The organism is Bacillus sp. UMB0728, from assembly GCF_002858875.1.
Taxonomy (GTDB): Bacteria; Bacillota; Bacilli; order Bacillales; family Cytobacillaceae; genus Bacillus_AB; species Bacillus_AB infantis.
In genome coordinates this window covers 36,342-61,386 of record NZ_PKLA01000007.1, presented here as the reverse complement: position 1 = coordinate 61,386, position 25,045 = coordinate 36,342, and the positions used below count along the sequence as shown (strand labels likewise).

The window sequence follows — 25,045 nt, the reverse complement described above, 5'->3', positions numbered from 1 at the left end:
TTTTTTTGTTTTTTATAACAAATTTTAAGAGGAGCGTGTCAAATTATGCAATATCAAAACGACCTTGCAACTGAAAAAGCAGCAGCCTGGGCAGACATAAAAAGTTCTCAAAGATCAGGAAATGTTTTAACAGCTCAAGCAATCGGTATCGAGTATTTCGAATCTGCTAAGCAAGAATGCTTAAAATTAAATTACAACGGAATCTATGGATATCTCCCTAAGGCATTTATAGATGAATATGACTTTAAGGGGATTCAGAACTTCGTAGGTAAGTACTTTGAATTTGTGGCTCATACAGTCGATATGGAAAACCAAATCTTTATTGCAAATCGGATAGAGGCTCTTAAAACCTTATCGAAGCGTTTTTGGAGACAAGCAAAATTGGGAGATACCTATGCTGCCTTTGTACGAGGAGTTGACCAATTCAATGTTTATCTATTAGTGAATGGGGTCCCTACTAAACTCCATAGGAGCGACTACTCTTATACTTTCTATGACGATTTACGGGAAGAAGTCTTTATTGGGGATACCATTGAGGTTAAAATTACGGAGCTTATTAAGCCAGATGCTGCGGCTGCCGCTGATGACGTTCAAGCTGAAGAAAATCCAAACCCAGAAGGAAGTCTACTAGTTAGCAAAAAAGCACTTGAGGTAGATCCTATGATTTTTCTGAACGAGTACCAAGAAAAAGCCACTTATCTCGGCACCATTACAAAAGTTCATTTAGATCATGGATTGTTTATCAGGTTAGAGCCAAGAGGAATTATGGTCCGAAGCGGATTCCCACCAGGAGGCAATTCAAGCCGCTTAAAAGAAGGGGAGCAAGTCAACTTTAAAATCCAGGAAATTAACGCAAAAGAAAGAAGAGTAAAGGGGATAGTAATTACGCCAAACCAAGGATTCAGAGCCAAAACTACAAGAGGAATTAATTATGGCAGATAATGCCTTGCTTAATCCGCTGGATCCTTTATTAAAGGGAGCGCTAACTTCTTCACAGAAGTTAGCGGAACTCCCAATGGCAACGACTAATCCCTATGATGAACAAAAGAGTCCAACAGATATTTTAAAATATTTACCGCCTGACGGATCTATGTTCGGTCTGTTCTCTGATCCTTATGCAACCATGAAATACCATAAGCCAAGAGAAGGTAATCATAGTGGTGTATATTGGCTGAACAACCGAATTGAGAGTCACTCATTTACTGAGCATGAGATAGCCCTTATTGATTTTTTGGCAAAACATCGAATTGCAACCCGAAAACAAATCGAAAGAGTAGTATTTCCAGGGGACGATCGTACATATAAAATCCGCGACTTTTTAGAAAAGAGTCGTAAAAGAGGAATTATTACAGCGTTCTCCTGGATAACTCCATGTTCAGATGGCAGAAAAAAACCACTAATATACGGATTGACTCGTATAGGTGCAGAAGCAGCTGAAGTCTTATTCCAAATAGAATTACCTAAACAATTTATCTTTCAACCAATAGAATTCACTCGTACAAAAGGACCCAATATGTCTGGCTTCTTTCATGACCTAGTAGGCAATGAATTTTTCTCTGAGCTAAGACGACTAGACCGAGTCATATCCTGGGAGCGGAAACCAGCCATTCGTTTGTCAGATGGGACACGCCATTACCCAGGTGTTAGCCTGGAATTGATAAAAGATGAAGGGGATTTCATTAAATTCTGGCTTGAAACATTTAGAATTACTCCTGATTGGGTTGATCATGTAACATCGAGATTCCAAAAAACTCAGCTCGCTTTTGAAAAACTCAGCTTAAATGAACAACCCAAAAGGGTTATTGTGATATTGGATAGCGAATCAAGGATACCATTTGTCTCCAAACTTGCTGAAGAATATATGCCCTCTGTGGAAGTAAGATATACAACAGATGAAAGAATCTTAATGGGTCTGGAGCGGGGCACTTTTTTGGTTTATGACCAACTTCAACAAACATTAAAAACCGCTGCTATTTCTTTCTTAACTGATGAACATACGGGGATGACTGCAACAGAATACTTTGATTCCCAAACACTGGATATTGAGGATGACGATGAATTTGAGGACTAATATAGTGAGAGAACAAATACAAGAACTAGGAAGAGAATTCTGGGGAATGATGTGGTTAGAGACTAACCTGATTGGGATTTACAGGTTCTTGGAGCTTGAAACCTCACAAATTTCACTTAACACTTTCGCAAGTTGGATAGTGTTTCCCGAACAAATTCCCCAAGACTTCCTCAAAAGCATTCAGAAACGATGCCTGGAAAGAAACGATTGGATAAGTGAGACTCTATTAAATGAGACAGAATTAGAAATCAATAAGCATACTAAAGAACTGTTGCACTTTAAGTATAGTAATGATTATGCTGCAATCGAACAGTTTCAATATCTCTATTCTTTGCCTAGATCTGCATTTGATAATCTTCTTAAGCAGTTTAACGAATATGGTTATCTTAGCAATGAGAACATGTTCAAATTCTATACCTACTACTCAGAAAGGGAGAATGATGGCTCTTGAAGCAATCGATAGACATGGTGTTACTTTCAAACAATGGAGCTCTTCATGATGATGTTACATTAAAACAGATAATGGTTATTGAACATATTCGTTATGCCGTTCTTGAAGATGATGAGGGAATCACATTTGTAAAAGTAACAATAGACGAAAATGGGAATACCCTACTAACTGATATCTCAGACGACAGTGAGTTTAATAACGTATATAACTTCTATCATAAGAACCCCCTGGACCATTAAACATAAGAGATCCGTTTTGCAACAACTAGCAACGGATCTCTTATGTTTTTATTTACTACATTACTCCAGGCATGGTAAGATAAGGTATACTTTTAAAAACTTTGTTCCATCCACCCAAGCGGGAGGATATTTCATTTAAGAAAGCACTCAAAGAGTGAGCGAATGTATTCTTTTGAATACAAAAGAATTCGTTTCTCTTTGAGTGCTTTTTTTGTTTTTCAAGCACTGATGAACTTTTTAAGGAGGAGTAAGTAATGAACACTATTTTTTTACAGACCCAATGGAATGGAGAAGGACAAGGAGAAATCGAAGGTTTTTACAAAAGAACCAATCATTCCTTCCCTAACAAATTTTCAATTGGGGGAGAAGTAGAAATACCGCTGATTGGTACATCATTAGCAAAAATGGAGCGGGAAATTGGTGGAGTGCTTAAATCTGTTGAATGCCGGCTCACTACCTCTCGAGGAAGAGTTCCTCTAAGCGAGTTAAAAAAACTTAATTTTGAACAGGTGGCCGAGAATCATTTCATTCTCAAGACAGATAACATGATCATTGAACTGGATAGAATCGAGGAACAGGAAGAAATCATTTGGAAGTTTTCTGTTTTTACAGACAGATACTTGTTTACGGCTGCTGCAGGTCAAATGCTTTCTAGAATGATCAGTATAGTGAAATACGAATTGGATATTAAGCACACATATGGAATTAGGGCGGTGGGCTAATTGAACCCGCTGCGAATGACAACAATCTGGGATACACCTAAGTTAGATTTTGAAAGTACCTGCTTAAAAGAAGGTATAGGAGTTTCAACTGTTCGTGTTTGTTTGGGTAAGTTTGGACAGATTATCACTGTCACAACTGAGCAACTTGCACTCGACGAAGTAATTACCCGTTTTATCGAAATAAAACGAGCGGGAAATTTACGGTGTCGCAGTTTGAAGCTCTTTTTTTATGGAAAAATCCCTACAGAAATTATGAGAGAGAAGGGTCTATTAAATAAGGGTGTACTTTGGAAGCTTCCTCACACAGGGATTAGTATATTTGCAGTCCCTTTTGGACCCAAGGAATGGTGTTTTATGATTGAGAAACGAAATGGCCAAGGGGTACAAACTCATCTACTTTCTTTTCTCCCTTATATGGAACATCAACTTAAATGGGAGGTTTTAGGATGAAAAAGCGAGCTGCAATTCTTATCGATGAAATGAATGCCATAAAACAAATTCATAAGCTGGGGATTGAGGGAATTAACCCCTGGAAGGTCTTTTTTCAAACAGTCGAAAAGATTTATATTAATAAACCCACGGATTATCGGTTTTATGGAGCTGTCATTTCAAAATCTCTGGACCCCGAGCGAAATCGGAAAAGAAGCCGGTTTTTCAACCGCCTTTCCAGAGATGGGATTAAGGTCAAAGAGGGGTTTGTTGTCCTAGATCATAAGGGAGCCTTAGTAGAAAAAGGGGTAGATGTCCAACTTTCATTAGACCTTTTAGAACTTAGTTTAAAAGGGTTTGATGAAGTCATCGTGTTTTCTGCTGACGGTGATCTCGTACCCGCTGTCCATAGAGCTCAGCGGAATGGGACCATTGTAAAGGCTATCCTCTCAAAAAATGTACCTGCAGGTCATTTGTCTGAAGCTGTTGATGAAATCATTCGATTGGAAGATGTGATCAGCCATATTCCATCTGACCATAAATCGGTTCGTCAAAAAAAAATTCCAAACAATTATAAGGAGTGTGGAGTAGCATGAGTAAAACGCCAGCATGGGCTATTAATAAAGCTAAAGAAATTATTGATGCAGCAGAAACAAGGGGAAAGCAGGCATTAAAACAAATCCCCACGGAATATCATGAATTCTTAGTTTTTCTACCTCAAAGTGTAAAGGTTGGAGCTGCTACAGAAATAGATACGGAAGCCTCTAATCTAGGTATGTATGCAATTACTTCTGGTACCTATGTTTCAGTCAGTTATCCCTATATGGCAGTAAATGGACGGGTAAAACAAGCACGGGATGACCACAGGGCCGCTGGAAAGCTGCTCCACTTTGAAGAGCCCGTTATCGCCGAGAATAAAAGATCCCTTAAAGTTACCATACACTCAGAGCTATTGGGCAGTGCAACGGGTAGTTCCGTTATTCCATCTTCTGAGAATGCCAAAGGCGCTGAAAAGGACAATCCTCTAGAAGTGGCTGAAACAAGCGCTATTGGTCGTGCATTAGGATTTCTAGGGTATGGTCTTATTGGCAGCGGAATAGCAAGTGCTGAGGAAGTACAGCTAGATAGTGAAGCTACCGAAAAAGAAGTTGAAGAATCAGAAGAACCGATTACTTATGGTGAGAAAGAAAAAGATAGTAATGCTCCAGAGAGTTTCCGAGTGAAAGTCTTAGAGCTACCTACATTTAAACCAGACGGTAGCTGTCATTTCGCAGCCTTAACCGAGAAAAGCGCCCGTATTCAAATCATCATGCCTAAAAAACATAAAGAATATATGGATAGCCTAGGTGTAAAACAAGTCATCATAGTGTCAGGTTGGCTTACTAACAATCGGTTACGTGTGGATGTAAAGACCTCTCCTATCATAGAAGATGTTGGTGTGGCTTAATACTTTTTTAAGAGTGAGTCGGTACAAAGTATCGACTCTTTTTTTCGTATAAGAACTTTAAAATAACTTTTTAAGGAGAATTTATAAATGGCTTTCAAATTTAAAAGGTTTACGACCTCAGAAACTCTAATAGAAATTATGACTCAAAAGATCCCGGATATTGTGGATTCAGTTGAATCTCTAAACTCTAATTTATCTCCTAAGATCTATAGGTTGAAGTTTAAGGACCTGGAACCTTTTGCATACATTATGACAGAAGATCCGACTGGAAGTAGCGCTAAACTTATCCACTACTGTGAACATAATGAAAAAGGGAATCAATGTAACCATTTAGGTGCTGCTGCAGCTGTAGCAGTCAAACTTGGTCTAAAATTAGAAAAAGCGAGTTTCGGAGTTTCTATCGCTGATATAGGATCGTTACCATTCTCAAAAGAAAACGACAATTATACAAGTCTCCATTCATTATTTGAGTTATTGGAACCAGTAGAAGATACTACCTCAGTGAAACCTTCTACCCCCGCTCCTACCACTAGCAGAAAACCAGCTGTGGCCAAGCAAAAGAGAGATTGGAAAGAGGGCTGGGTGGATGTCCAGGATTATTTAAAATTCGAGGGCTTTTCCACTAGAATGATAACAAAAGTTCAAGCAAAGAGAGCAGCTGTCTATGGAAGTGTTGAGATGCGTTCAATGACTGTTGAACCAAGCAAACCAAACTATCCCTATCATGGCGTAATGCTCGAACGTGCTATCCGTCATATCCTAAGTGGAAAAGATCTTATTTTAGTAGGGAACAAAGGCAGCGGGAAAGATACACTTATTTCAACCATCTCATGGATTCTTGGTCTTCCAATGACTGTTTATGTAGGGAACAAAGATGAAACCAAAGAAAGTCTTGTAGGCGAGCCAGCTTTCCGTAATGGGGAAACTACCTTCGATCCTTCGGAATTCTCAAAAACCATAGAATTTGGTGGAATTATTAACATGGCTGAAATTAATATGCTCGTTGGGGATGTCACATCTATTCTTCATTCAGTAACAGATGAAAATAGAGTATTAGCATCTCCTGTAGGGGCCATAAAGCGGCATGAGCACTCTGTAATCCTAGGGAGTATGAACTTGGGAGAAGGCTACATCGGTGTAAAGACGTTAAATGATGCGTTCAAGGACCGATTTGCTATACTCCGTCTTCCCTACGCTATGAATTTTAAAAGCCTAATTGAGAGTAAGACCGGCTTTAATGATAGTCTTGGTCTCTCATTCCTTGAGAAAATTAAGAATGCCATAGACACATTAATGCGGGAAGAGTCTCAAGGAACCTCAGCTGACACCCTTCGCGGCTATATAGATTCTGCTCATTATTTTCTCAATTATGGAGTTACTTTTGATACCAAGGTTGAGGTAATAGAAGACTACCTCCTGAACAAAATTGAAGATATAGATGAATATATGGCAGCACGCCATATGATACGTGAAAAAGGGTGGAAAGACTTTCCGAAAAGCCCTGAAGAAGAACAATACATTACAGGAGGCATTTAGCATGAAGTTAACCTTACGACAGGAGAAAATGAAACAACGGGAAGGAGATCGCTTAAAGCGGTCTCTTCGTTTATTATTTGGTGGAAAAAATTTCGGCTTTTTATGGACCGATGACTCCACCTCCTATACAGATGGAAAAACTATTTGGGTTAAATATGATATCCAAACACCGAACCATCGAGATTTTTCACCAGAAGAATGTAGAATCCTTAGAAAGGCCCACGGTTTTCACGAAAGAGGCCATATTGAGTTCGATTTCCTGGAGGACTACACTAAATGGTTAAAGGAAAACAGCTCTTCCAGCTTAAATGACTGGAGAAATACAATGACACCTAAGTATCCTATTCGTTGGTTACAGTATTTTGGAAATATGTCACTGGATGGACGAATGGAGAACCTTTCAGTGAAGAAATTCCCTGACTTTAAGGATTATGTTGATTTCTGTAATTATGAATGGCGGTTTGGCATTCGCGGAGCAGGAATCGGACAGGATCCTGTTGTTGACTTCCAGGATTCCTATGCCTCTCGTGTCTTAGGAATGAAAGATCTAGAAGGGTGGCTGCCAGAATCCAAAGAACTGGTAGACTCAGTACAAGAACAAATCAATAAGCTGCGCATTGCACCTTCTACCAGTGAATGTCTTTCTATCGTTTCCGATATCATGATAACGGTTTGGCCAACATTGATTAACTGGATGGATTTGAATAATGAGATTCCAGAAAATCCTCCCGCTCAATATCACTCTGATGCCCATGATGAGCATCAACAATGGGGAGACGCTCAAGAAACACAAGATAATTCCCAAAAGGTCCTGGTTCTTATTGACAACTCAGCCGGCAGCGATTCCGCTCAAGACGAGCAAGAGAATAAAGAAACCTTTGAAGATGATGACCAGCCACCTGATTTTTCTAGTCTTTTAAAATCTGAAAAAAGACAGATGGAAAAAGATGTGGAAGATATTAATAATGATGTAATGGATTTTGATGAGAGAAATGAAATGGTTAGTATAGAGATTCCATCCTTAAAGAAAACCAATAGAGAAGAGGTAATAATTAAGCCATATCCTCGGAGAGATATTCAAAGATTTAATACAACCCACCGAGAAATTAGTCGTTTTATAAAACCTGCAGCGAGAGTTTTTAGGCAGTTGTTAGAAGGAGAAGTAGATACCCTACGAAAAAATGTAAGGAGCGGCAGATTCAGACCTAACCAGGCGTGGAAGGCAATACATTGTCAAAATAACAATGTTTTTCAAAAAAAGTATAAAGGAACACCTAAAGATAATGCATTTATATCCTTTATGATGGATATAAGCGGTTCTACGGGGCTTAGGCTGCCCTCTGGCACGCTTGTAATTGACGAGATGAAGAATGCCCTACAGCTCCTTTTAGAGGCTTGTGTAGAGGCCGATGTTCCATCCAATGCATTTGCGTTCACCGAGATAGATGATGGTTCAATTATTTATCCCATTAAGTCCAACATAGATCGTTTTTCTGATGATGAAAAGAGCTGCTTAGGCGGCATTCAGGAAGAATACAGTAACCGCGATACACTAGCATTGCAATGGGCCATTAATCAAATATCAGCAAAAGAGGAGAACATCCGAATACTCATTATGCTGTCTGATGGAATCCCTATATTTGGTCCAGATGAAGATCCATTTACTATCAGAAATATGGTTGAGAAAGCCGAGAAAAGCGGAATAGATGTCTTATGCCTGTTTGTCGGCCAACCAAAACAAGAGATTATGGATGTAGTGAAGACCATGTATCCTGGAAGAGCAATATTCGCGGAACAGAATATTTCCAAAGAGTTGCAGAAACAGGTGAAGAGGATTATTCGACAAAGACGGAAGTAGACTATATAAAAAATAACCTTTCCATAATTGGGGAAGGTTATTTTTTTATCATTATTTACAAAATTCTATTTAGCAAGCAATCTGACAAGTAAATATGAACTATGACTTTTTATTTATTTTAATACAATCGTCCGCTATCATTAGACAATTAACTTCCACTAAGTTACATTATATGTAAATTATTTGAAAATGGAGGTCATATAATTAAAAAGTTTCTGTTTATTTGTCTAGCTGCATTTTATTGGATCGGGCCTATCGTTCCCTTCACAATCTCAAGCAGCATCCGTTAACGTAGTCAGCGAATCCAAAGAAATTTATCGCCAGTATTTTCAGTCTGGAAAGCATATTGATGCTACCAAATTAGGAGGCGCTCATAATGGAGTTGGATCTAAGGGAAGTGATAGTCCTGGTTTCTTTAGAGCCGCTCAGGACGCGATCTTTCTAGTGAGTCTCCGTGGTAGACTGGCTCAGTTAGGCGATCCGCTAGCACCAACAGTAAATAGCGATGCCATTGCTGCACTTGATCACATTAAAGCCCGGATGGAATTGAGCAAGACACGCGATAGCAGGGGATGGTATTTAGGGGCAACTGAATCACCGGATACCGGAATGCTATTAATGGCATTTTCAAAAGCTTATGCATTTCTAGACCTTAGCGCAACTAAAAAAAGCGAATATAAAGCCACAATGAATGATTTACTAAAAGCTTTGGAGAATGCTAGAAATACTCATAAAGTTGGAAATTCTGATTTTTTCACTAATCCTGATATGTCCTCGTGTGGCCCTGTTCTCAGGTCAAACTCATCAAATAATATTTTTGCAGTAGCAGCTGCAGGTTTAGGATCATACGCCCTTCATGTCGGCGGAAAAGACAATCCGTATAGAGGTGTAATGACTGATTTTTCTATGTATGTTAGAGACACCCAATTAAGCAATGGCCTTTGGTTAGTAGGGGGCATTTCAAGAGATGAAAAATGTGACATGCACGTTGGATACGATACTTGGTCTGTAATGGGCTTAGCAATCGCAGGGATGGGTTCTACAGGTGTAGCCCAGAATCCACAATCTTCATTCTTTACCTCAGCAGAAAATGGTTTAGATGGATTAATCGCCTATAAAGACGCTACTGACGGAGCCATGCCCTTGAAGAGCAACGGATTACTTGGATCCTCTATGTCAATTATTGATGCAACATCAGTACCTTCTCATGCGTTGGGCGTTTCTTACCTGGGTACATCCAATGCTAGAATCCTCTTTGATGAATTGTACCCTGCAGCCAAAGCAGCTATTGAGAAGACCACTCTTAACAATCCTGATGAGGGAGCTCCACATTTCCACCGACTAATACAAGGACTCTCTGGTGCATTAGAGACTGATATTTGGAAAAATCGATAAAAATACATTTAAAAGGCACTCCTGCTGAGTGCCTTTTTCTTTTTCTCACTTGATCTTCACCTTAACTACCTTTAAACCTAACAGTCGAGGTCATGTATCCTGGATAGCAATAATCGTGGAACAAAATATACCCAAGGAGTTGTAAAAACAGGTGAAAAGGATTCGACAGAAAAGGAAGTAGGCCATAAACGAAAATCACCTTTCCATTATGGAAGAAGGTTATTCTTTTTTTGTAAAGTTTCCCAACATTTTCGCACAGAACTGCCCATAATAGGGCGATGAAAAATTTAAAAATAAAAAAATAACAGTTATTCAATGAGATTTTTTGCAATTTTTCCCAACACACACACAAAGGTAATGAGCTACTATATACAGAATATTTCAAAGGTAAGGAAAGGAGTGATTGATGGAAGGTTGAGGCTCAGTAAACCAGTTCGTGCTGAGAATGTATGAAACCGTTTTCACTTATAGAGATTTATCCCTATAATTTTTTCAGAATAATTCGAAAATGGTTTTAATTAACGTTTACATCTCATTAAGACAGTGTTAATATTTTAACCAATTTCGAATATGCATCAATATTATAGGGGAGGAGTGATTTAATGAAGATCTTATCTTCCGTCATGCAGTGGGGCGGGTATATTCTCAGTTTGGTTGTACTATTTACCGTATACTTTCAGCCAGAAAATAAAAGCTTTATTTTTATTGGATTGTTGATAGCTATACTACTAGGATTAGTAGGCGGTTTATTGGGCGGCATGTCAAAAGTGATGGTTCTCTCTCTGTTTTTTGGATTGTTAGCGGTCCTTTTCTATTTTTACCTCGAACAAGGAGTTCTATTTAAATTGAGTCTATTCATATGTTTAGCCTTAATGATTGTAGATTGGACGATAAAAATAAAAAGGAAAAAGGTGTCTAGTAGTTAAAAAAAGGTTATTAGGAGGAACTATGAAAATTAAAAAACCACTCTCCCTTTCCCTAATTTTTATTCTGCTTCTAAATCTTATAAATTTAAATACAGCAGCTGCTTCAGAAAAGGTAGTCTACGGTGATGATCAAGTGCAATATACTCAACTTGAATTAAGTGAAACATACGGAAAAGTTAAAGTGGAATATTTAGATACTGGAAAAATTGAATATATCGAATCTGTAATTGAAGATGGAGCATTTGTTCAGTATATACTGTCAGAAGATGGTAAACAAATTCACAAGATGGAAATAGTTGAAGAAACTATTTATTTAGATGGAGAAGTTTTCGGTCAATCTGTTGAAACTGTGGATAAAAATTCATCTTCAATTTCTGGTATTTCCTTACAAGCTACTAAGTGGGAGTACATATCCACTACACAAGGGAATTCATCCTGGAAATATGCTAATGCTACAATTATAGCCGCTGCTCTTGCAACTGTTATGCAAATACCAGCTGGCGCTGCGCTTGTTCTTTCTATTGCAATGACCTTTCAAGGATTAGATTTAAATACCGTCTATTGGGAAAGGTACAATTATGCCGATGCAGATCGGGACTATACAACTTGTAGAAGAGCTTATAATACAAACTTTTATCAGTACTCGAATTACACGGGTTTCATACGCTCAACAGGAATTGTTCCTGCATCTATAGATCCATGTAACTCAGGATATTAACCCTCCAGGTACCCACTAAAATTTTCAGTCATTCACCTCATGAATAAATACTTCAAAAGGCACTCCCACGGGGTGCCTTTTTCTTATCACTTAATTTTAACCTTAACTACCTTTAACCCCAACTTTTTTTGTGACTTAACCATAGCTTCTGCAAACTGTTTCTTTACCTTCTCTTCAATCTTTTTCTTTTTCATAGATAACAATCCATCCCTTATATTTGTTTTTATCCATTATGAACAAAGGAACCTAATAATATACCAGAACCAGTTCTAACAGGTCTGAGCATCCTATATATTATTAGAAAGTGGAAAAATGGCCGTGAGAAAGGAGAGTATGATGGAATCGATAAACCCTCTATTTAATGAAATATCCCGCTCCCAAGTTAAAATATCTACTACCAAACCTAAAACAAGAGCGGAGCGTTCAGATAAAACAAAGAACGTGAAGTTTTCAGTTGAGCATATTTTTTATATGAAATTGAGAACATATTGTAAGCAAGCAGGCGTTTATTATGAAAGGAAGTACCGGAAACCCCTGTCTCAAACAAAATTTAATACCTTACTTCTTCGGCATATGCTTAAAAATCTTGATATGGTGGACTGGGAAATCCCCTATAAAGACTCAAAACGCTACATGCATACTAATTTACGCATATACGAATACAAGCAACTCGGAGGTCCATATGGCATTGGGATAAGTAAAGGGTTCTCAGATCGAAAAGTGGTATATCTAATGATGAAAGCCGGGGTTGAATGGCTGCAGAGGAGTGGGGACATTGAAAAAATCATATAGCCAATGGAACCTTCTGCAGGATAAGATACAGGGCTATGGCCAAAAAAAGGGGTTCTTTGACTTTATTTTTACAACACAATCACGTTATTTAGAATTGTCTTTTCCTTATTATGATTTCCTTAGAGGGGAAGTTTTTGTACAAGACTTTAATGATCTATTTGAAGATGATAGTCCCATAATGCTTACGGTAGAGCATTTAATAAGCCTCCTATACGATGACTTTCTAACTCAAATAAAAAAGGGAACTGAATTTGAATCAATGGCTCGTTTCTTAGCCGCCTGCAAAGAGAAATACCTGGAAAAACCTCAAGTTACCGAGAGGGTTTTAAAGCAGATCCAAACCAACTTGTTTTCCTTTGAGAATGTAGAGAGAGAAATACCAGTCAAACCAAAAAAAGAGAAAATAGCCTATGTGACCATCCGATTAAAGTCTTCCTTTATTTTAAGAGGAGAAATCTTCCTCCATGACCTGGCACCCTATTTAGGGGATCAGGACATTGTTATTGAAGAACTATTTGCCATTTTATTTCTTGATTTTTTAGATAAGATTAAGCAAAAAGGGAATTCTATGTCCGTTATGAAAGCCATTCTGCTGAAGTTAGAAAGAATGTGAAGCCGTGCAGGGTACCCTTGACAAAGGGAGCCTTATTATTCATAATTAAAGCATCTTTAATATGGAATTTGTGATCCGGAAGGACCGGACACACTGGGTACGCTACCAGTGTGTCCTTTTTTATTGAAAAAAATGGGGTGGGTAAAAATGCTGCCTGGAAAGCTAGCGGAATTAGGAATTCATATAAATGTTCACCAAAAGGATATCACCAAAGACCAGCTTATTAAGTCCTTCAAGGCTATACAATTAAACCAGGGATTAGATTCCCTTGCTCTTATGAAAACTGATGAAATTTTTAATAGAGCTTACGAGAACTCTCCGCGAAAGGATTTTTATACGGTGCTGCATGAGGCACAGCAGCTAACGCGTAATAGCCATATGTACTCTAGTTTAAATCACTTGATAGGAATAGTCTTGCAGCTGGCAAAAGCCTCATAAACAGCAAAAAACCCTCACCTGGGAAGGAAAGGGTTTCTGCTAGTTATCGGTACTATTAAATTAAGTCGATTATATAACGATTAAGTACTATAGTCAACACATTTGAACTTAAAAACTTCACTTTCACATTATAAGACAATTATGATAGAATGTAGTTAGTTATCGGGAGCTAGAGGGTAAGTCTATCTCTTATGGGGATAGGTGTATACTTTTCTAGAGAGGTCTTTTTGACGTATTCTTTTCCGATTCTTTCTGGGTGAAAAATGAATGCGTTTTTTATTTGCCCAAAAAGCTTTTTACAAAAAGTAAAAAGCTGATCGCTACCAACGATCAGCTGAAATGTAAAGTGGAGGTCCTTTCAAAACTACCAATTTTGAACGGACGAGCGATGAATTAATTTGCTACCAACAAATTAATTCTGATGATGAAACAAGTGAGTGAATAATAAGAGACTTAGCTTAGCTTACCTTAAAAAATATTTAACTTACCTTCAAAAAAATAACACCTTTGAGGGCGTCTTTCTTATTGTCTCTTTTAATTATATCTTTATTATAGCGATTATTAATATAAGTTGCAATGATTTAAAGTTACTATATTTAGGCATTTTATAGCTAAAAAGTTACATATATTGACACGGAAGGAGGGGAACCTCATGAATAAAAAAAGACAAAATTACTCTATAAATGGTGTAAAGTTTTTTCAAGCCGGCCTGGACCTATTAAAAGCTGAACATGAGCGTTCGCCTCTTTCTGCAGCTGCCATTGCAACCTATATACTATTTCATTTTAAAGCAGATGACTTTGGCAGAGTGAATGCAAAGGAACTGTCTTTATCTACCTGGGCTAACTCAACGAAAATCCCTTACACAACTATTCACTCAGGTAGAGAAGTTCTTTTTGCAAGAGGCTTGGTTAAGGAAATCATCATTGCAGGTGAACCTTATTATCAAATTACAAATTTTGATCGATGGAATTCTCCGGAACTTGCTGCACAAGGGGTAAAGCTAAGCTACTTTCGAGTTTCTTATAAACTCCTAAAAGATCCAGTTTTAAAGTCTCTTGTATCATCGAGAAATAGCGCGGGACTATTTTTATTGTTAGATTTATTTAATGCAATTACACGTGCCATTGGTAACAAAATTAAAAACAGCAAAAATTCATCAATTGAAGATATTGTGAATGTGTCCAAAGAGTACACGATGAATACATTGAAAACTAAAACCAAACAATCTGCTCTCAAAGTACGACAATTTATTGAAGCCGTGAAAACCCTCTTTGTGTTCGAGGCTGAGGGCTATAGTGAAAGAATACCTAGCAAAGATAGAGTAGCAGTTACTAAGAAGAACAATGTCATCCAAATTGTTATTCGGAAATTCAAGGTCAAAATTAACCCTGAAATGGTGCACTCAGAAGAGGATGAACTTGAGACTCAAACACTGGAGGCGTCACTACGGAAAGAAGTCATTTCAAAGCTAGATCATTTCCAAATTCCAAAGAGGAATAAAGACATACGAGACATTATGGCTGCATTTAAGCAAGAAGTAATTAAAATAATGAAGTATTCTTCTCAACCACTTAAAGTAAGAAATAGGATAATTAGGAACATATTTGAGGACTCACTGAGATTATTGACAGACTACTATACCGCCCAAAAGGCAAAGGACCCTAGGTTTAGAATCAAAAGTCTTGGCGGCTATATGCGGAGGACATTTATACAAACATTTAAAAACTATTTAGAAATACATATATCTCTTGAAGATAAAATTGATATGGGTACTTCTTATTTCCAGGATCATGGAACATACCCGCTCACCATACAACAGAATAACAAAACTAGCCTTGTTTAAAAATTTCATAAGACAGGGCTTTTTCCCATTTATTTAAACATCCACCTTCTGAGGTCATCTTAATTTTGTACTGCATCCAGCTGTCAAATTCACCTTCTACGTTGAATTTAACAGTAATTGGGTGCTTTTTTTAATAACCTTGATTACGAGTGCATTCTTGTGGATTTCTGGATAATCCATTATTATGGTTGTTCAATTGTGAGTATTATTTTATTCCAGTTGTGAAGATAGGGGATTCTTTATATAAAGATCTGTTAAGTTGTTGAAATTTCGATTCTTTAATCAACTAAATTGTCCATGACGCTTAGAGAGAGTAAGGCTAAACGACTCCATGAAGTACCGCTTTATTTTTAATTACTGATTTTTTATCATCACTACTTGTTTATCTTTATAACTAAAAATGAAGCTTTACTAATATTTCCTGTATTTCTACAGACAGAATGGAAATTTCTAAAGAGATTTAGATTAATATCTCAAAAATTAAGATATTAAAGGATAAGGTTTATATATTTATTTAGAAGAAAATTATGCTATACTATCCTTATAAAATATTTCTTTCATGTAAAATCCACCCAGGCGGGCGGATATGTTTTGAGCTAAAAGCACTCCTTGAAGTGATCAAAAGTATTTTCTAATGGAAAATGCTAATTGATTCTTGAAGGAGTGTTTTTTTTTTCACTCAAACTTACCTGAAGAAGAACTTTTTAAGGAGGAGATTGTTTTTGGCTAGAATAAGTGAACAAACAATCGAAGAAGTTAATGCTGTGTCCATTCTGGATCTAGCAGACGCTTTAGGTGTCCATACTAAAAGGGTGGGAAAGCAATACCAGATCCCATGCCCAAACCCAGGACATCAAGCCAGAGTAAGTGATAACACGTTTATAGAACCAAACAAGAACCTTTTTAAGTGTTTTGCTTGTGAAGCGAGCGGTTCAAGTGCATTTAGTTATTACTTTTGGCACGAGTATGGACGGGGGTATGACAAAACCAATTTAGAGGATAAAAAGGCGTTTCCCAAGATTATAGAGGAAATAGCAAAGCTAATAGGGATACCCATACTTTATGATGATGGAAGCTATGTGAAGTCAGAGAAACAGTATAGGCCCCGGGTAAAGCAAATCGTTGAATTGGAACCTTTGAGTGACAAAGTATGCGATCAAGTCTATCGAGCATTTTTATCTTTATGCCCAATTAGACAGGAGCATGCAGTGGAATGGCTCCAGGAAAGGAGATATTCCAAAGAAGATGTAGTTAGTTTGAGCTTACGATCGGTCCCTTCTCCAGAGGAGTTAGTTCCCATCCTTCAAAAACTAATTGCTAAAGGTTACCCGATAGCTAGAGTGCCAGGTTTTGTTCAGAGATTGATACCTCCTAACTTGGCTACTCAATATCCACCCGAATTATTAGAAGAGGATTCTCAAGGCAGGGGATATTGGGTTTGGACTCTATCTTCTGGCAAAGGCGGTTACTTCATACCAGTAAGAGATAGGTTTTCGCGAATTGTTCGCTTAAGAGTTAAGCGGCCTGCAGGAAAGCCAAAATATATCTGGTTTTCCAGTACAGATAATACAGCTATTGAAACGAAAACGGCTCTTTTACGAAAGAATGGTGTTAGTAGTGGGGCACCGCTACATATTGCTCCTCCTGTTTCTCAACTTAAAGTTTGGGAAGTTGGAACTGACCTAGCGGACATTCATAATGTTTCGGTAGTAATTGCCACAGAAGGTGAACATAAAGCACAAGTTTCAGCAAATTTGTTGAACGTTGTGCTCATTGGTATACCTGGAGTTGGAAACTTTGAACCGGTGATACCACTATTAAGAGATTGGGGAACTAAAAAATTCATTTTAGCTTACGATATGGATACGCTGAAACGTGAGGATGACTCTTTAAAATCCCAACAAAAGCAGAAGCGGTTGTTTGATATATTGACGGAATTTGCTAAAGAAGTCATGAAATTAGGCATAGAAGTATTGCTATGGACCTGGGATATTAAAGATGGGAAAGGACTTGATGATTTATTGCAGCATAGAAAACTTCCTTTCCAAATCAATTTGCGCACTGGAGAACGAAAATTGGTAGACTTAAAGCAACTATACGAAGTTGCTTAGGAGGCTATTCAGTATGCAATCATTCACTTGTTCCGGAAGGCTTACAAAGGAACCAACATTAAGCTATAAAGGCGATGTAGCCCTTTGTACCTTTATCTTAGCAGTAGAAAGCCGTAAATATAAAAGGACCGATTTTTTCCCTGTTGCTGTATGGAGAGACCTAGGAGTGGCTTGTGCTAATTACCTGGTTAAGGGTCAAAAGATAGTAATTCTAGGGGAATGGCGGTCAAGTAACTACCAAGAGAATGGTAAAAATATGACTAAGTTTGAGATTTGGGCTGATCAAGTTGAGTATGGAGAGCAACCAAAGAAAAGTAACTAAGGGATAGGAGACTATTTGTATGATGAATCGAACAGTACTTGTAGGGCGTTTAGTTAAGGATCCAGAATTAAGGTACACTCCAAATGGAATTCCGGTGGCTTCTTTCACTTTAGCGGTCAATAGAACCTTTACCAACCAACAAGGTGAAAGGGAAGCAGACTTCATTAACTGTGTTATATGGCGACGGCCAGCTGAAAATGTAGCAAACTTTTTGAAAAAGGGAAGTCTTGCAGGGGTAGACGGCAAATTACAAACCCGCAGCTATGAAGGTCAAGATGGCAAGCGAGTCTATGTGACTGAAGTTTTGGCTGATTCAGTTCAGTTCCTAGATAGTAAGAATAATAGTGAAACCAAATCACAAAATGAACCTAGAAAGGACAATTCTATCCAGGAGGATCCATTTGCAAATGAAGGACAGATAGATGTTTCGGATGATGATCTGCCCTTTTAAATAGGCGATATCAGATTAATATAAGCCACACCCTGGGTGTGAGTACTTTAAGCACATATTAAGATGTGCTTTTTGTTTTGCCATTTTAACTAAAAATTACGATTTTAGGAGGAAAAGTTAATGAAAATCTCTATACAGAAAGAAGTTTTAGAAAGAGCAGTAAGTGATGTATATAAAGCTATTTCACCTCGAGTGTCTTTGCCTATCTTATCGGGTATTAAGATAACTGCTACAAAGCAATCCATTTCGTTAATTGGATCTGACTCCAATATTTCGATAGAGAAAATCGTCCCTTTAGAAAAGAATGGAGAAGAACTGGCTTCCGTCATGAAAGAAGGCAGCGTTGTTATAAACGGGAAATTTTTGAATGAGGTAGTGAAAAAGCTGCCTCAAAAGGACATAGAAATCACTGTTGATTCCAAGAATGTAACCTCCTTGAAATCCGGAAAATCACAATTTAATCTCAATGGTTTCCCGGCGGAGGAATATCCAAAGCTACCTTCCATTGAAGGAGAGACTGATGTTTCGCTAACAGCAGAGGAAATTCAGCTTTTAGTAAAACAAACAGCATTTGCTGTGTCCACTTCAGAAGTAAGGCCCGTCCTAACAGGGGTTAATTTAAGCTTTAAAGATGTCTTGAAAATTGTAGCTACAGACTCTCACCGGCTGTCTTCTAAAGAAATGAACATCAGTTTGAAAGAAGAAAGACAGGTGACTATCCCTGCTAAGGCACTTGTAGAGCTGTCAAGGATCATTGAAAGCAATAAGAATAACGTTGATGTATTAATCACCGATAACCAGGTCCTATTTAAAGCTTCCAATCTTAATTTTTATACCCGGTTGTTAGATGGGAAATATCCGGATACCTCTAGACTAATTCCGACCGAGAGTAAAACACAACTTAAACTTAAAGTCAGAGAGCTAGAGCAAGCCCTAAAGCGCTGTGCAGTTATTGAGCCAAAGAACTTCGTAGTCACAGTAGAAATTAAGGATAAACAAGTTCATATTACTTCGACAGTAAGTGAGATAGGTAAGGTAGAAGAAACCCTTGAAGACTTTGAAGTAACAGGCGAGGATCTTAAGATTTCTTTTAATTACAAACTGGTATTAGATGCTCTTAGTGCATTTGGAACTGAACATATACAGGTTAAGTTTTTAGGTGAACAAAGGCCGTTTATATTCGTATCTGAAGAAGAACAGTCACTTATCCAACTGGTGCTGCCAGTAAGAACAAACTAATACTATTGAATTTACACCAAATAGATGATATTAAGGCGTACTACAAGTACGCCTTTTCCAATGGAGGAATAATAAAATGACAAATCATAACTTTGAACCCATAACCCCTGAAAAGAAGCAGCAGCTGGAAGAAATGATGGCTCATCCTCTTTGGACAGCCTTTCCGCAATCAGTTGAGGACTCCTATCGTTTCGGTTGGGCCCGCTCTACCTGTTTCCTTGCAGATACTTTATATTTTGGAAACTGGTATAAATGGCTAACTATCCTGGGCAAAGGGGAGTGGAAAAAGGGGGATCCTTATCCTTATGTAACAATTAGTGAAAGCGGAAATGAGGCAGTTAAAAAGATGTTAAAGAAATCCTTTGAACCGGTATCCTATAAAGGGGTCCGACCATATGAATTTCTCTCCTGGATTGGATATGCCATTGGACTGGCTTGGTTTGAAAAACCTAATATGGACAAGGATTCATGGGAGCATTTATACCGTACCTTTGACTTCTCTCTGTTTTACCAGTTCCCTTCAGATTATCTGAGTGTATTTCTGGCCGAGAATGGTTCATCTGGAGCATTAGATTATTACCCGACCCCGCTCTCTTTGTCAAAAGCAATGAATCTGATGTTACAAGGGGATGAAGAGGAAAAGGTATTAACAGACCTCATGTATGATCCTTGTACAGGTACGGGAGCATTAATTCTTCCTTCTAAGAGTTTAAATATTGTCGCAAGTGACTTATCTCATTTAATGGTAAGAGCCGCAGCAATCCAGGCGTTCTTTTATAAACCATCTGTTATCTATGTACCAAGGCCGATCATCGGTATTCATGCTGATCCAAAGGAATTGAGGATTAATAAATACTTTGAATTTGATGTAAATTCTAGAATTTATCAAGGGGATGCCCTCACGGGAGAGTTCATTGCTCCAGTTAATATTTTTTTAGAGGGCAGTGAATTTGTAGATGTGTACTTCCATCCTTTGAATTTGAAGAAACACAAGATTTATGATTACGAACAAGAACTTGCAAAACCTTGGAATACAATTGAAAGGGAAAAACAGATAGAAATAGTTGCAGCTATGGCAAGAGAAATTATGCCTGACCAAACAATATCTAATCCTCCTTTTAATATGAAAATGCCTAAAAGGGAACAGGAAAATATTCAAAGCATAATAAGAAGTAACAAAGAGTTTATCGATAGTCGAAAAGGAAATTCAATGATGAATCTATTTAATCAAATTCAAACTGAAGCAGCGGCTAAAACAGAATTTATTTTAGCTAATTCCACAGGGAAAAATAAGGAACAATTAATGTTTGTTTTCTAATAGAAATAGGGAGGGGCTGAGGTCTCTCCTATTTCAATTTCTGGTAAGGCTGAAGAACAACATCTTATGGATACAAATTCCTTTTTGTGATACTATATCTTCATAAGTATTAATCTGTTATATTTCACCCAAGCGGGAGAAATCGAACTTTTACCTAAGCGCTTTTCGAAAAGCGAACAACTGTTAATGCTGCTTATGCAGTTTAATGTTGGCTTTTCGAAGAGCGTTTTTTTGTTCTTCCACTACAAACTTTTTAAGGAGGAATTCCATTGTTAGTACAAACAACTTATCACAATGGTACTGCAGTATACTCAGCAAAACTGGAAGGTGAAACTATTGCAACGATTTCACTGAAGGATGGAAATTATCCGGGGTATAGTGTAGTTCCAGTAATTACAGGTGTAAACGGCGAAATTAAAGGGATAAACTTTATCCTCAATTGGATGATCGCAAGGATAAAGTCACCTCTTATTTCTGATTTAAAGTTTCCGATCTTATTAGACTATGGTTTTGGTCATGAAGGAACAAGGTTAGTGTGGAAATCTGAGTCAATGGAAGATGAACCCCTGGTGTTAGTGCAATGAGCTCAAATCCTTTACAAACAGAGACACCTGTTTATGTTTCTGGCAACAGTCAAAAGGAGTGGAGTTACTCAAGATTGTCTATGTTTGAAGGCTGCGAAAGACAGTTCTATTATAAATATGTTTTAGAACTGCCTTATCCTTCTAGTCCTCCCATGCAAACAGGTAAGATATTTCATTCTGCGATTGAATTAATGATCAGGGATGGTTACTCTCCCTCTGAAGCACTTTATTATTCAATAGGAGTGAATGGAGGGCTGCCTGAGGGAGAAAAGGCATACTTCCTTATTAACCTGTTAAAGAAAGCATATGATCGATTACCAAAAGGGGAATATGTTGAAATCTCTTCTGAAATGGAGTTGGAAGTAAAAACGACAAGAGGAAAAATCCGCGGAATAGTCGATGTTATCATTGATGATCCTACTACCGATACAACTTATATTTGGGATTTCAAAACCGGCTGGAGCTCCTTTTCAGCAGAAAACCATATTCAATTAGCTATTTATGGCTGGCTTTTCCAGCAAATAAGAGGATATGTGGGAAGTACCTTTAAAGGGCGACTTGTTTTTCCTAGGTTGGGCGTAGAAGAGGATAGCGAAGTTGAATTAACTGAGGAAAAATTAGTTAAAGCTAGGAACTGGATTGTACGCCAAATTAACCGGATAGAAGCGAAAGATCCTGGCTATATGAATGATTGGGAAATGAGCAAGGAACGAGCTAAATGTGAGCACTGTCCGTATGCAGCCAGATGTGCAAGTGGATTACTTAGTGACCTGCCAGGTACAGGAGCCCCTTCTAACGCAACGGAAGCTGAAAAGATTGGATCTTACCTGTTAGCCCAGGAAACGGCCCTTAAAAACATGAAAAACGGGTTAAAGAAATGGGTGGGAGATAACGACTCAGTTAAAGTTGGTACTGGTGTTTGGATGATGGATAAAAGCCAACCCAACCCTAAATGCGAAGATTTGGATGCTTTAATTGATTATGCCAATAGGAATAACTTGAAGTTAAAGGACCTTTTAAGTACAAAATCTTCAACTTTGGAAGAGTGGTTGAATAATGATCAGACTGGTGAGCTTCAGCAGCTCGTCTCGTATACAAAAGGACGTAATTCATTTAAATACGTAAACTAAGTAGTTCATCGGTAAAACTGATGAACTATTTTACTTTTTAAGGAGGAAATAGAGATGCAATTTATGTTAAACCAACAAGAAATGATCTCATTGCTTCAATCCAGGGGTCTAATAATTGATAAGAATTCAATTGAGGAATTTGAATTACTGAAAGAGAAGGCGGGCGTATTAGGCTTTTACCCTAAAAGCGATTTAAATGGTGAATTATTTTATATTAAAGATACCTTCAAAATTGTATTGGAACATGAACATTGTGAAGGGGAATCAGACAAAATAAGAGAGTTTTTAGAAGAAAAGTTACAAGACAAGTTGGGGTTTTTGGTCATGTTAGAAGCGCAAAGTGATGAAGGTACGCTTGAGGTGTACATACACACGGACAATTATGAAGAGCTGGATGAGGACCAATTAAATTATATAATTGAATTAGGGATCAGTGAGGAAAATTCTCTTTGTGCTATTCTCAAATTCCTTAGGGCCACTGAAATTACAGATGATGAGCAATCTCTAACTTTCCAAGTTTCAAAAATGAGAAGATTGTTAGAAAAAGATAAATATCTCTTACTAGTCTATAATGATTTTCTTAATAATCGCGGATACGAAAACGAACAAGAAGTTCTGGAAATTTTGTATAACAGCTTTGTTTTAGAGGACTCTTCTATGGAAGAACAGTATCTAAAGGCTTAGTACTCAAAGGCATGTGTCTCTCACATGCTTTTTTATGTGGACAATACAATCAATTGGAGGAGTAAATGATGAATCTAAAACTGAAGAAAGTTTATACAGTTTCTAACAAAGCTAGAAAACCGAGGCTTTTTTTGCAACATATCGTTTGCGAAGCAGCCGGACTAAATCCAGGAGAAAACCTTTATATCTCAATAAATGAGTATGACGAGAAGATCGTTATTCAAAACTATCCATCAGAAGCAGCTCATACGATCAAAGTGGCTTCTAGGGTAAGCAAAATAAGCGGGGAAAGACGTCCTCTTATTGATACAGCAGGGGATAAGTACGCCACCATTATAGATGTGAAGCAAAAGATAGAAATTAGCGTATTTAAAAAGGGGAACAAAAGCCAAATTGTTATTGAACCGCTCAAATATAACCTTTTCGAAAATGAAACTCTTCCTGCAGTAAAAGATGAGCGGATCCGGCTATTAAGTATTGCAGCTGGAGCAGGCATAGGTACTGCAGCATTTGTGGACACCAATTATTACTCTGCTATTCAAGAGGTAGAGCTCGAGGAGGATTCAGCGGAAGTACTGCTGCATAACTTTCCAAACTCATATGTTTTTAATGGGAATATGGCTGACTGCCATCAAGTTTATAAGTCAGACATTGCTATGGTTACACTTCCATGTAATGAGCACAGTAATTTAGGTGATCTGAGCGGGAATGTGGTAAATGATTTGATTTTGGCTACAGCTAAAATAATCAAAACATCTCAAGCAGAAGCATTATTTTTTGAGAATGTTCCTAACTTTTATAAATCAGAGTCCTGGAACCTCCTTAAAGATTTATTGAGTGAAGACTATCCTTTCTGGGTCCAAAAAGATTTAGATGCCTGGGATTTTGGAAGCATTGCGAATAGAAAGAGAACTTATGTATGTTCATTTAAAAGTGAGGATCAATTCAATGAATTTCGCTTTCCAGCTCCTCAAAAAATGAAAAGAAAAAAACTCAAAGACTTTTTGGAACCAGCAGGGGTGACTCATGAATGGAAATCTGTTGATGACTGGATGACCTCGTTTAATAGTCGCACAGCCTGGGCAGAAAGATCTTTAGATTTAACTTTCGTATCGAAGGAAGCTGAAAGGATTGCCTGCTTACCCAAAAGGTATACGAGTCATAGTGCCTCCTCCAGCTATGTATTAAGCGAGGATAAAAAGAGCTGGAGGTTCCTAACTATTGAAGAAATCAAAAAGATTTTAGCCGTTCCAAAGTGGTTTCAATTGACGAAACATCTACAAAAAATACGTACCTATGAGTTATTAGGCCAAAGTATTGATTGTCGGGTAGTTAAAGCCATTGCTAATCGTTTGGCTTTCTCTTTTATGAAAATCAAAGATAAAATAAAGCCCGTATCAAAAAAAATCCAGGGTTATGGAGTAAAGAGTGACGGTCAGTTACAGCTATTGATATAAATTTAACTTAAAAATATTGGCCATGTATTGAAATAAAGGGATTGAATGGCTAAAATAATATTAATTAAATTTAATGATAAGGGAACACCCCTAGTGAACTTTCTTTTACAAGAAGGCCATTAGGGGTGTTTTTTTTAGAGAAGGGAGGATAAAGAATGGTTATTCATCTTGTCATATTTTATATGGGAGTATCAATTGTATTATATGTCTTAGCATCTGTTACGGTGTTTTTAAGTACAAAGACATCAAATGTCATTCCATTTAGGAT

At 37.7% G+C, this 25,045-nt stretch carries 26 protein-coding genes; all 26 read left to right on the top strand.

Annotation, left to right across the window (positions count from 1 at the left end; all coding sequences use genetic code 11):
- Window positions 1–45: 45 nt before the first annotated feature.
- The 26 genes from CYJ37_RS23545 to CYJ37_RS23420 all read left to right on the top strand — a co-directional run bounded on the left by CYJ37_RS23545 (window position 46) and on the right by CYJ37_RS23420 (window position 24,777).
- Window positions 46–942 (top strand): hypothetical protein, encoded by an 897-nt coding sequence (locus tag CYJ37_RS23545; protein WP_101552291.1) that lies wholly within the window; start codon window positions 46–48, stop codon window positions 940–942.
- Window positions 932–2,071: a replication-relaxation family protein gene (locus tag CYJ37_RS23540; RefSeq protein ID WP_101552289.1), complete on the top strand. Its 1,140-nt coding sequence runs from the start codon at window positions 932–934 to the stop codon at window positions 2,069–2,071. The genes CYJ37_RS23545 and CYJ37_RS23540 overlap by 11 nt, the downstream gene beginning before the upstream one ends.
- A 4-nt stretch (window positions 2,072–2,075) precedes the next feature.
- On the top strand, window positions 2,076–2,522 hold the full coding sequence (locus CYJ37_RS23535) for a hypothetical protein (protein WP_142385302.1): 447 nt from the start codon (window positions 2,076–2,078) through the stop codon (window positions 2,520–2,522).
- On the top strand, window positions 2,519–2,761 hold the full coding sequence (locus CYJ37_RS23530; protein WP_101552286.1) for a DUF1292 domain-containing protein: 243 nt from the start codon (window positions 2,519–2,521) through the stop codon (window positions 2,759–2,761). Before CYJ37_RS23535 ends, CYJ37_RS23530 begins: the two co-directional genes overlap by 4 nt.
- 254 nt (window positions 2,762–3,015) lie before the next feature.
- Window positions 3,016–3,483, top strand: a complete 468-nt coding sequence (locus CYJ37_RS23525; protein ID WP_101552284.1) for a hypothetical protein — start codon at window positions 3,016–3,018, stop codon at window positions 3,481–3,483.
- On the top strand, window positions 3,484–3,933 hold the full coding sequence (locus tag CYJ37_RS23520) for a hypothetical protein (protein ID WP_101552282.1): 450 nt from the start codon (window positions 3,484–3,486) through the stop codon (window positions 3,931–3,933).
- Entirely contained in the window at window positions 3,930–4,508 is a 579-nt protein-coding gene (locus CYJ37_RS23515) for an NYN domain-containing protein (protein ID WP_180827429.1), read from the top strand. The genes CYJ37_RS23520 and CYJ37_RS23515 overlap by 4 nt, the downstream gene beginning before the upstream one ends.
- A complete protein-coding gene (locus CYJ37_RS23510; protein WP_101552279.1) occupies window positions 4,505–5,359 on the top strand; it encodes a hypothetical protein in 855 nt (284 codons plus the stop codon). Before CYJ37_RS23515 ends, CYJ37_RS23510 begins: the two co-directional genes overlap by 4 nt.
- A gap of 87 nt (window positions 5,360–5,446) precedes the next feature.
- Entirely contained in the window at window positions 5,447–6,895 is a 1,449-nt protein-coding gene (locus tag CYJ37_RS23505; protein WP_101552277.1) for an AAA family ATPase, read from the top strand.
- A 1-nt stretch (window position 6,896) separates the two neighbouring features.
- A complete protein-coding gene (locus CYJ37_RS23500) occupies window positions 6,897–8,753 on the top strand; it encodes a hypothetical protein (protein WP_101552274.1) in 1,857 nt (618 codons plus the stop codon).
- Between the two features lie 444 nt (window positions 8,754–9,197).
- Window positions 9,198–10,148: a hypothetical protein gene (locus CYJ37_RS23495; RefSeq protein WP_101552272.1), complete on the top strand. Its 951-nt coding sequence runs from the start codon at window positions 9,198–9,200 to the stop codon at window positions 10,146–10,148.
- 602 nt (window positions 10,149–10,750) lie between these two features.
- Window positions 10,751–11,074, top strand: coding sequence for a hypothetical protein (locus tag CYJ37_RS23490; protein WP_101552270.1), 324 nt, complete (start codon window positions 10,751–10,753; stop codon window positions 11,072–11,074).
- Between the two features lie 22 nt (window positions 11,075–11,096).
- The gene (locus tag CYJ37_RS23485) at window positions 11,097–11,792 is read left to right on the top strand and encodes a hypothetical protein (RefSeq protein ID WP_101552268.1); all 696 of its coding nucleotides are present in this window, start codon (window positions 11,097–11,099) and stop codon (window positions 11,790–11,792) included.
- A gap of 336 nt (window positions 11,793–12,128) precedes the next feature.
- On the top strand, window positions 12,129–12,584 hold the full coding sequence (locus tag CYJ37_RS23480) for a hypothetical protein (protein WP_101552266.1): 456 nt from the start codon (window positions 12,129–12,131) through the stop codon (window positions 12,582–12,584).
- Window positions 12,568–13,197: a hypothetical protein gene (locus CYJ37_RS23475; protein WP_101552265.1), complete on the top strand. Its 630-nt coding sequence runs from the start codon at window positions 12,568–12,570 to the stop codon at window positions 13,195–13,197. Before CYJ37_RS23480 ends, CYJ37_RS23475 begins: the two co-directional genes overlap by 17 nt.
- A gap of 147 nt (window positions 13,198–13,344) precedes the next feature.
- The gene (locus CYJ37_RS23470) at window positions 13,345–13,635 is read left to right on the top strand and encodes a hypothetical protein (RefSeq protein WP_101552263.1); all 291 of its coding nucleotides are present in this window, start codon (window positions 13,345–13,347) and stop codon (window positions 13,633–13,635) included.
- A 652-nt stretch (window positions 13,636–14,287) separates the two neighbouring features.
- On the top strand, window positions 14,288–15,481 hold the full coding sequence (locus CYJ37_RS23465) for a hypothetical protein (protein WP_101552261.1): 1,194 nt from the start codon (window positions 14,288–14,290) through the stop codon (window positions 15,479–15,481).
- 722 nt (window positions 15,482–16,203) lie between these two features.
- Window positions 16,204–17,592, top strand: coding sequence for a CHC2 zinc finger domain-containing protein (locus CYJ37_RS23460; RefSeq protein ID WP_101552259.1), 1,389 nt, complete (start codon window positions 16,204–16,206; stop codon window positions 17,590–17,592).
- Window positions 17,593–17,605: 13 nt separating this feature from the next.
- Window positions 17,606–17,914, top strand: a complete 309-nt coding sequence (locus CYJ37_RS23455) for a single-stranded DNA-binding protein (protein WP_101552258.1) — start codon at window positions 17,606–17,608, stop codon at window positions 17,912–17,914.
- Window positions 17,915–17,933: 19 nt separating this feature from the next.
- Window positions 17,934–18,365, top strand: coding sequence for a single-stranded DNA-binding protein (gene ssb, locus CYJ37_RS23450; protein ID WP_101552256.1), 432 nt, complete (start codon window positions 17,934–17,936; stop codon window positions 18,363–18,365).
- Window positions 18,366–18,485: 120 nt separating this feature from the next.
- Window positions 18,486–19,604: a DNA polymerase III subunit beta gene (gene dnaN / locus CYJ37_RS23445; RefSeq protein WP_101552254.1), complete on the top strand. Its 1,119-nt coding sequence runs from the start codon at window positions 18,486–18,488 to the stop codon at window positions 19,602–19,604.
- 76 nt (window positions 19,605–19,680) lie between these two features.
- Complete coding sequence (locus CYJ37_RS23440; protein WP_101552252.1) at window positions 19,681–20,922, top strand: hypothetical protein; 1,242 nt, start codon at window positions 19,681–19,683, stop codon at window positions 20,920–20,922.
- Between the two features lie 269 nt (window positions 20,923–21,191).
- Window positions 21,192–21,506 carry a hypothetical protein gene (locus tag CYJ37_RS23435; protein WP_101552250.1) on the top strand — a complete coding sequence of 105 codons (315 nt, stop codon included), beginning with the start codon at window positions 21,192–21,194 and terminating at the stop codon, window positions 21,504–21,506.
- Window positions 21,503–22,636 carry a PD-(D/E)XK nuclease family protein gene (locus CYJ37_RS23430; protein ID WP_101552248.1) on the top strand — a complete coding sequence of 378 codons (1,134 nt, stop codon included), beginning with the start codon at window positions 21,503–21,505 and terminating at the stop codon, window positions 22,634–22,636. Before CYJ37_RS23435 ends, CYJ37_RS23430 begins: the two co-directional genes overlap by 4 nt.
- Before the next feature lie 54 nt (window positions 22,637–22,690).
- Complete coding sequence (locus tag CYJ37_RS23425) at window positions 22,691–23,320, top strand: hypothetical protein (RefSeq protein WP_101552246.1); 630 nt, start codon at window positions 22,691–22,693, stop codon at window positions 23,318–23,320.
- A gap of 65 nt (window positions 23,321–23,385) precedes the next feature.
- The gene (locus CYJ37_RS23420; RefSeq protein WP_101552244.1) at window positions 23,386–24,777 is read left to right on the top strand and encodes a DNA cytosine methyltransferase; all 1,392 of its coding nucleotides are present in this window, start codon (window positions 23,386–23,388) and stop codon (window positions 24,775–24,777) included.
- The last annotated feature ends 268 nt before the right edge of the window (window positions 24,778–25,045 follow it).

Coding starts and splice junctions, on each gene's coding strand:
- dnaN (WP_101552254.1), top strand. CDS start 18,486: ATGAAAATCTCTATACAGAAAGAAGTTTTAGAAAGAGCAGTAAGTGAT.
- CYJ37_RS23480 (WP_101552266.1), top strand. CDS start 12,129: ATGGAATCGATAAACCCTCTATTTAATGAAATATCCCGCTCCCAAGTT.
- CYJ37_RS23455 (WP_101552258.1), top strand. CDS start 17,606: ATGCAATCATTCACTTGTTCCGGAAGGCTTACAAAGGAACCAACATTA.
- CYJ37_RS23440 (WP_101552252.1), top strand. CDS start 19,681: ATGACAAATCATAACTTTGAACCCATAACCCCTGAAAAGAAGCAGCAG.
- CYJ37_RS23470 (WP_101552263.1), top strand. CDS start 13,345: ATGCTGCCTGGAAAGCTAGCGGAATTAGGAATTCATATAAATGTTCAC.
- CYJ37_RS23545 (WP_101552291.1), top strand. CDS start 46: ATGCAATATCAAAACGACCTTGCAACTGAAAAAGCAGCAGCCTGGGCA.
- CYJ37_RS23465 (WP_101552261.1), top strand. CDS start 14,288: ATGAATAAAAAAAGACAAAATTACTCTATAAATGGTGTAAAGTTTTTT.
- CYJ37_RS23430 (WP_101552248.1), top strand. CDS start 21,503: ATGAGCTCAAATCCTTTACAAACAGAGACACCTGTTTATGTTTCTGGC.
- CYJ37_RS23505 (WP_101552277.1), top strand. CDS start 5,447: ATGGCTTTCAAATTTAAAAGGTTTACGACCTCAGAAACTCTAATAGAA.
- CYJ37_RS23515 (WP_180827429.1), top strand. CDS start 3,930: ATGAAAAAGCGAGCTGCAATTCTTATCGATGAAATGAATGCCATAAAA.
- CYJ37_RS23490 (WP_101552270.1), top strand. CDS start 10,751: ATGAAGATCTTATCTTCCGTCATGCAGTGGGGCGGGTATATTCTCAGT.
- CYJ37_RS23510 (WP_101552279.1), top strand. CDS start 4,505: ATGAGTAAAACGCCAGCATGGGCTATTAATAAAGCTAAAGAAATTATT.
- CYJ37_RS23525 (WP_101552284.1), top strand. CDS start 3,016: ATGAACACTATTTTTTTACAGACCCAATGGAATGGAGAAGGACAAGGA.
- CYJ37_RS23500 (WP_101552274.1), top strand. CDS start 6,897: ATGAAGTTAACCTTACGACAGGAGAAAATGAAACAACGGGAAGGAGAT.
- ssb (WP_101552256.1), top strand. CDS start 17,934: ATGATGAATCGAACAGTACTTGTAGGGCGTTTAGTTAAGGATCCAGAA.
- CYJ37_RS23420 (WP_101552244.1), top strand. CDS start 23,386: ATGATGAATCTAAAACTGAAGAAAGTTTATACAGTTTCTAACAAAGCT.
- CYJ37_RS23540 (WP_101552289.1), top strand. CDS start 932: ATGGCAGATAATGCCTTGCTTAATCCGCTGGATCCTTTATTAAAGGGA.
- CYJ37_RS23425 (WP_101552246.1), top strand. CDS start 22,691: ATGCAATTTATGTTAAACCAACAAGAAATGATCTCATTGCTTCAATCC.
- CYJ37_RS23485 (WP_101552268.1), top strand. CDS start 11,097: ATGAAAATTAAAAAACCACTCTCCCTTTCCCTAATTTTTATTCTGCTT.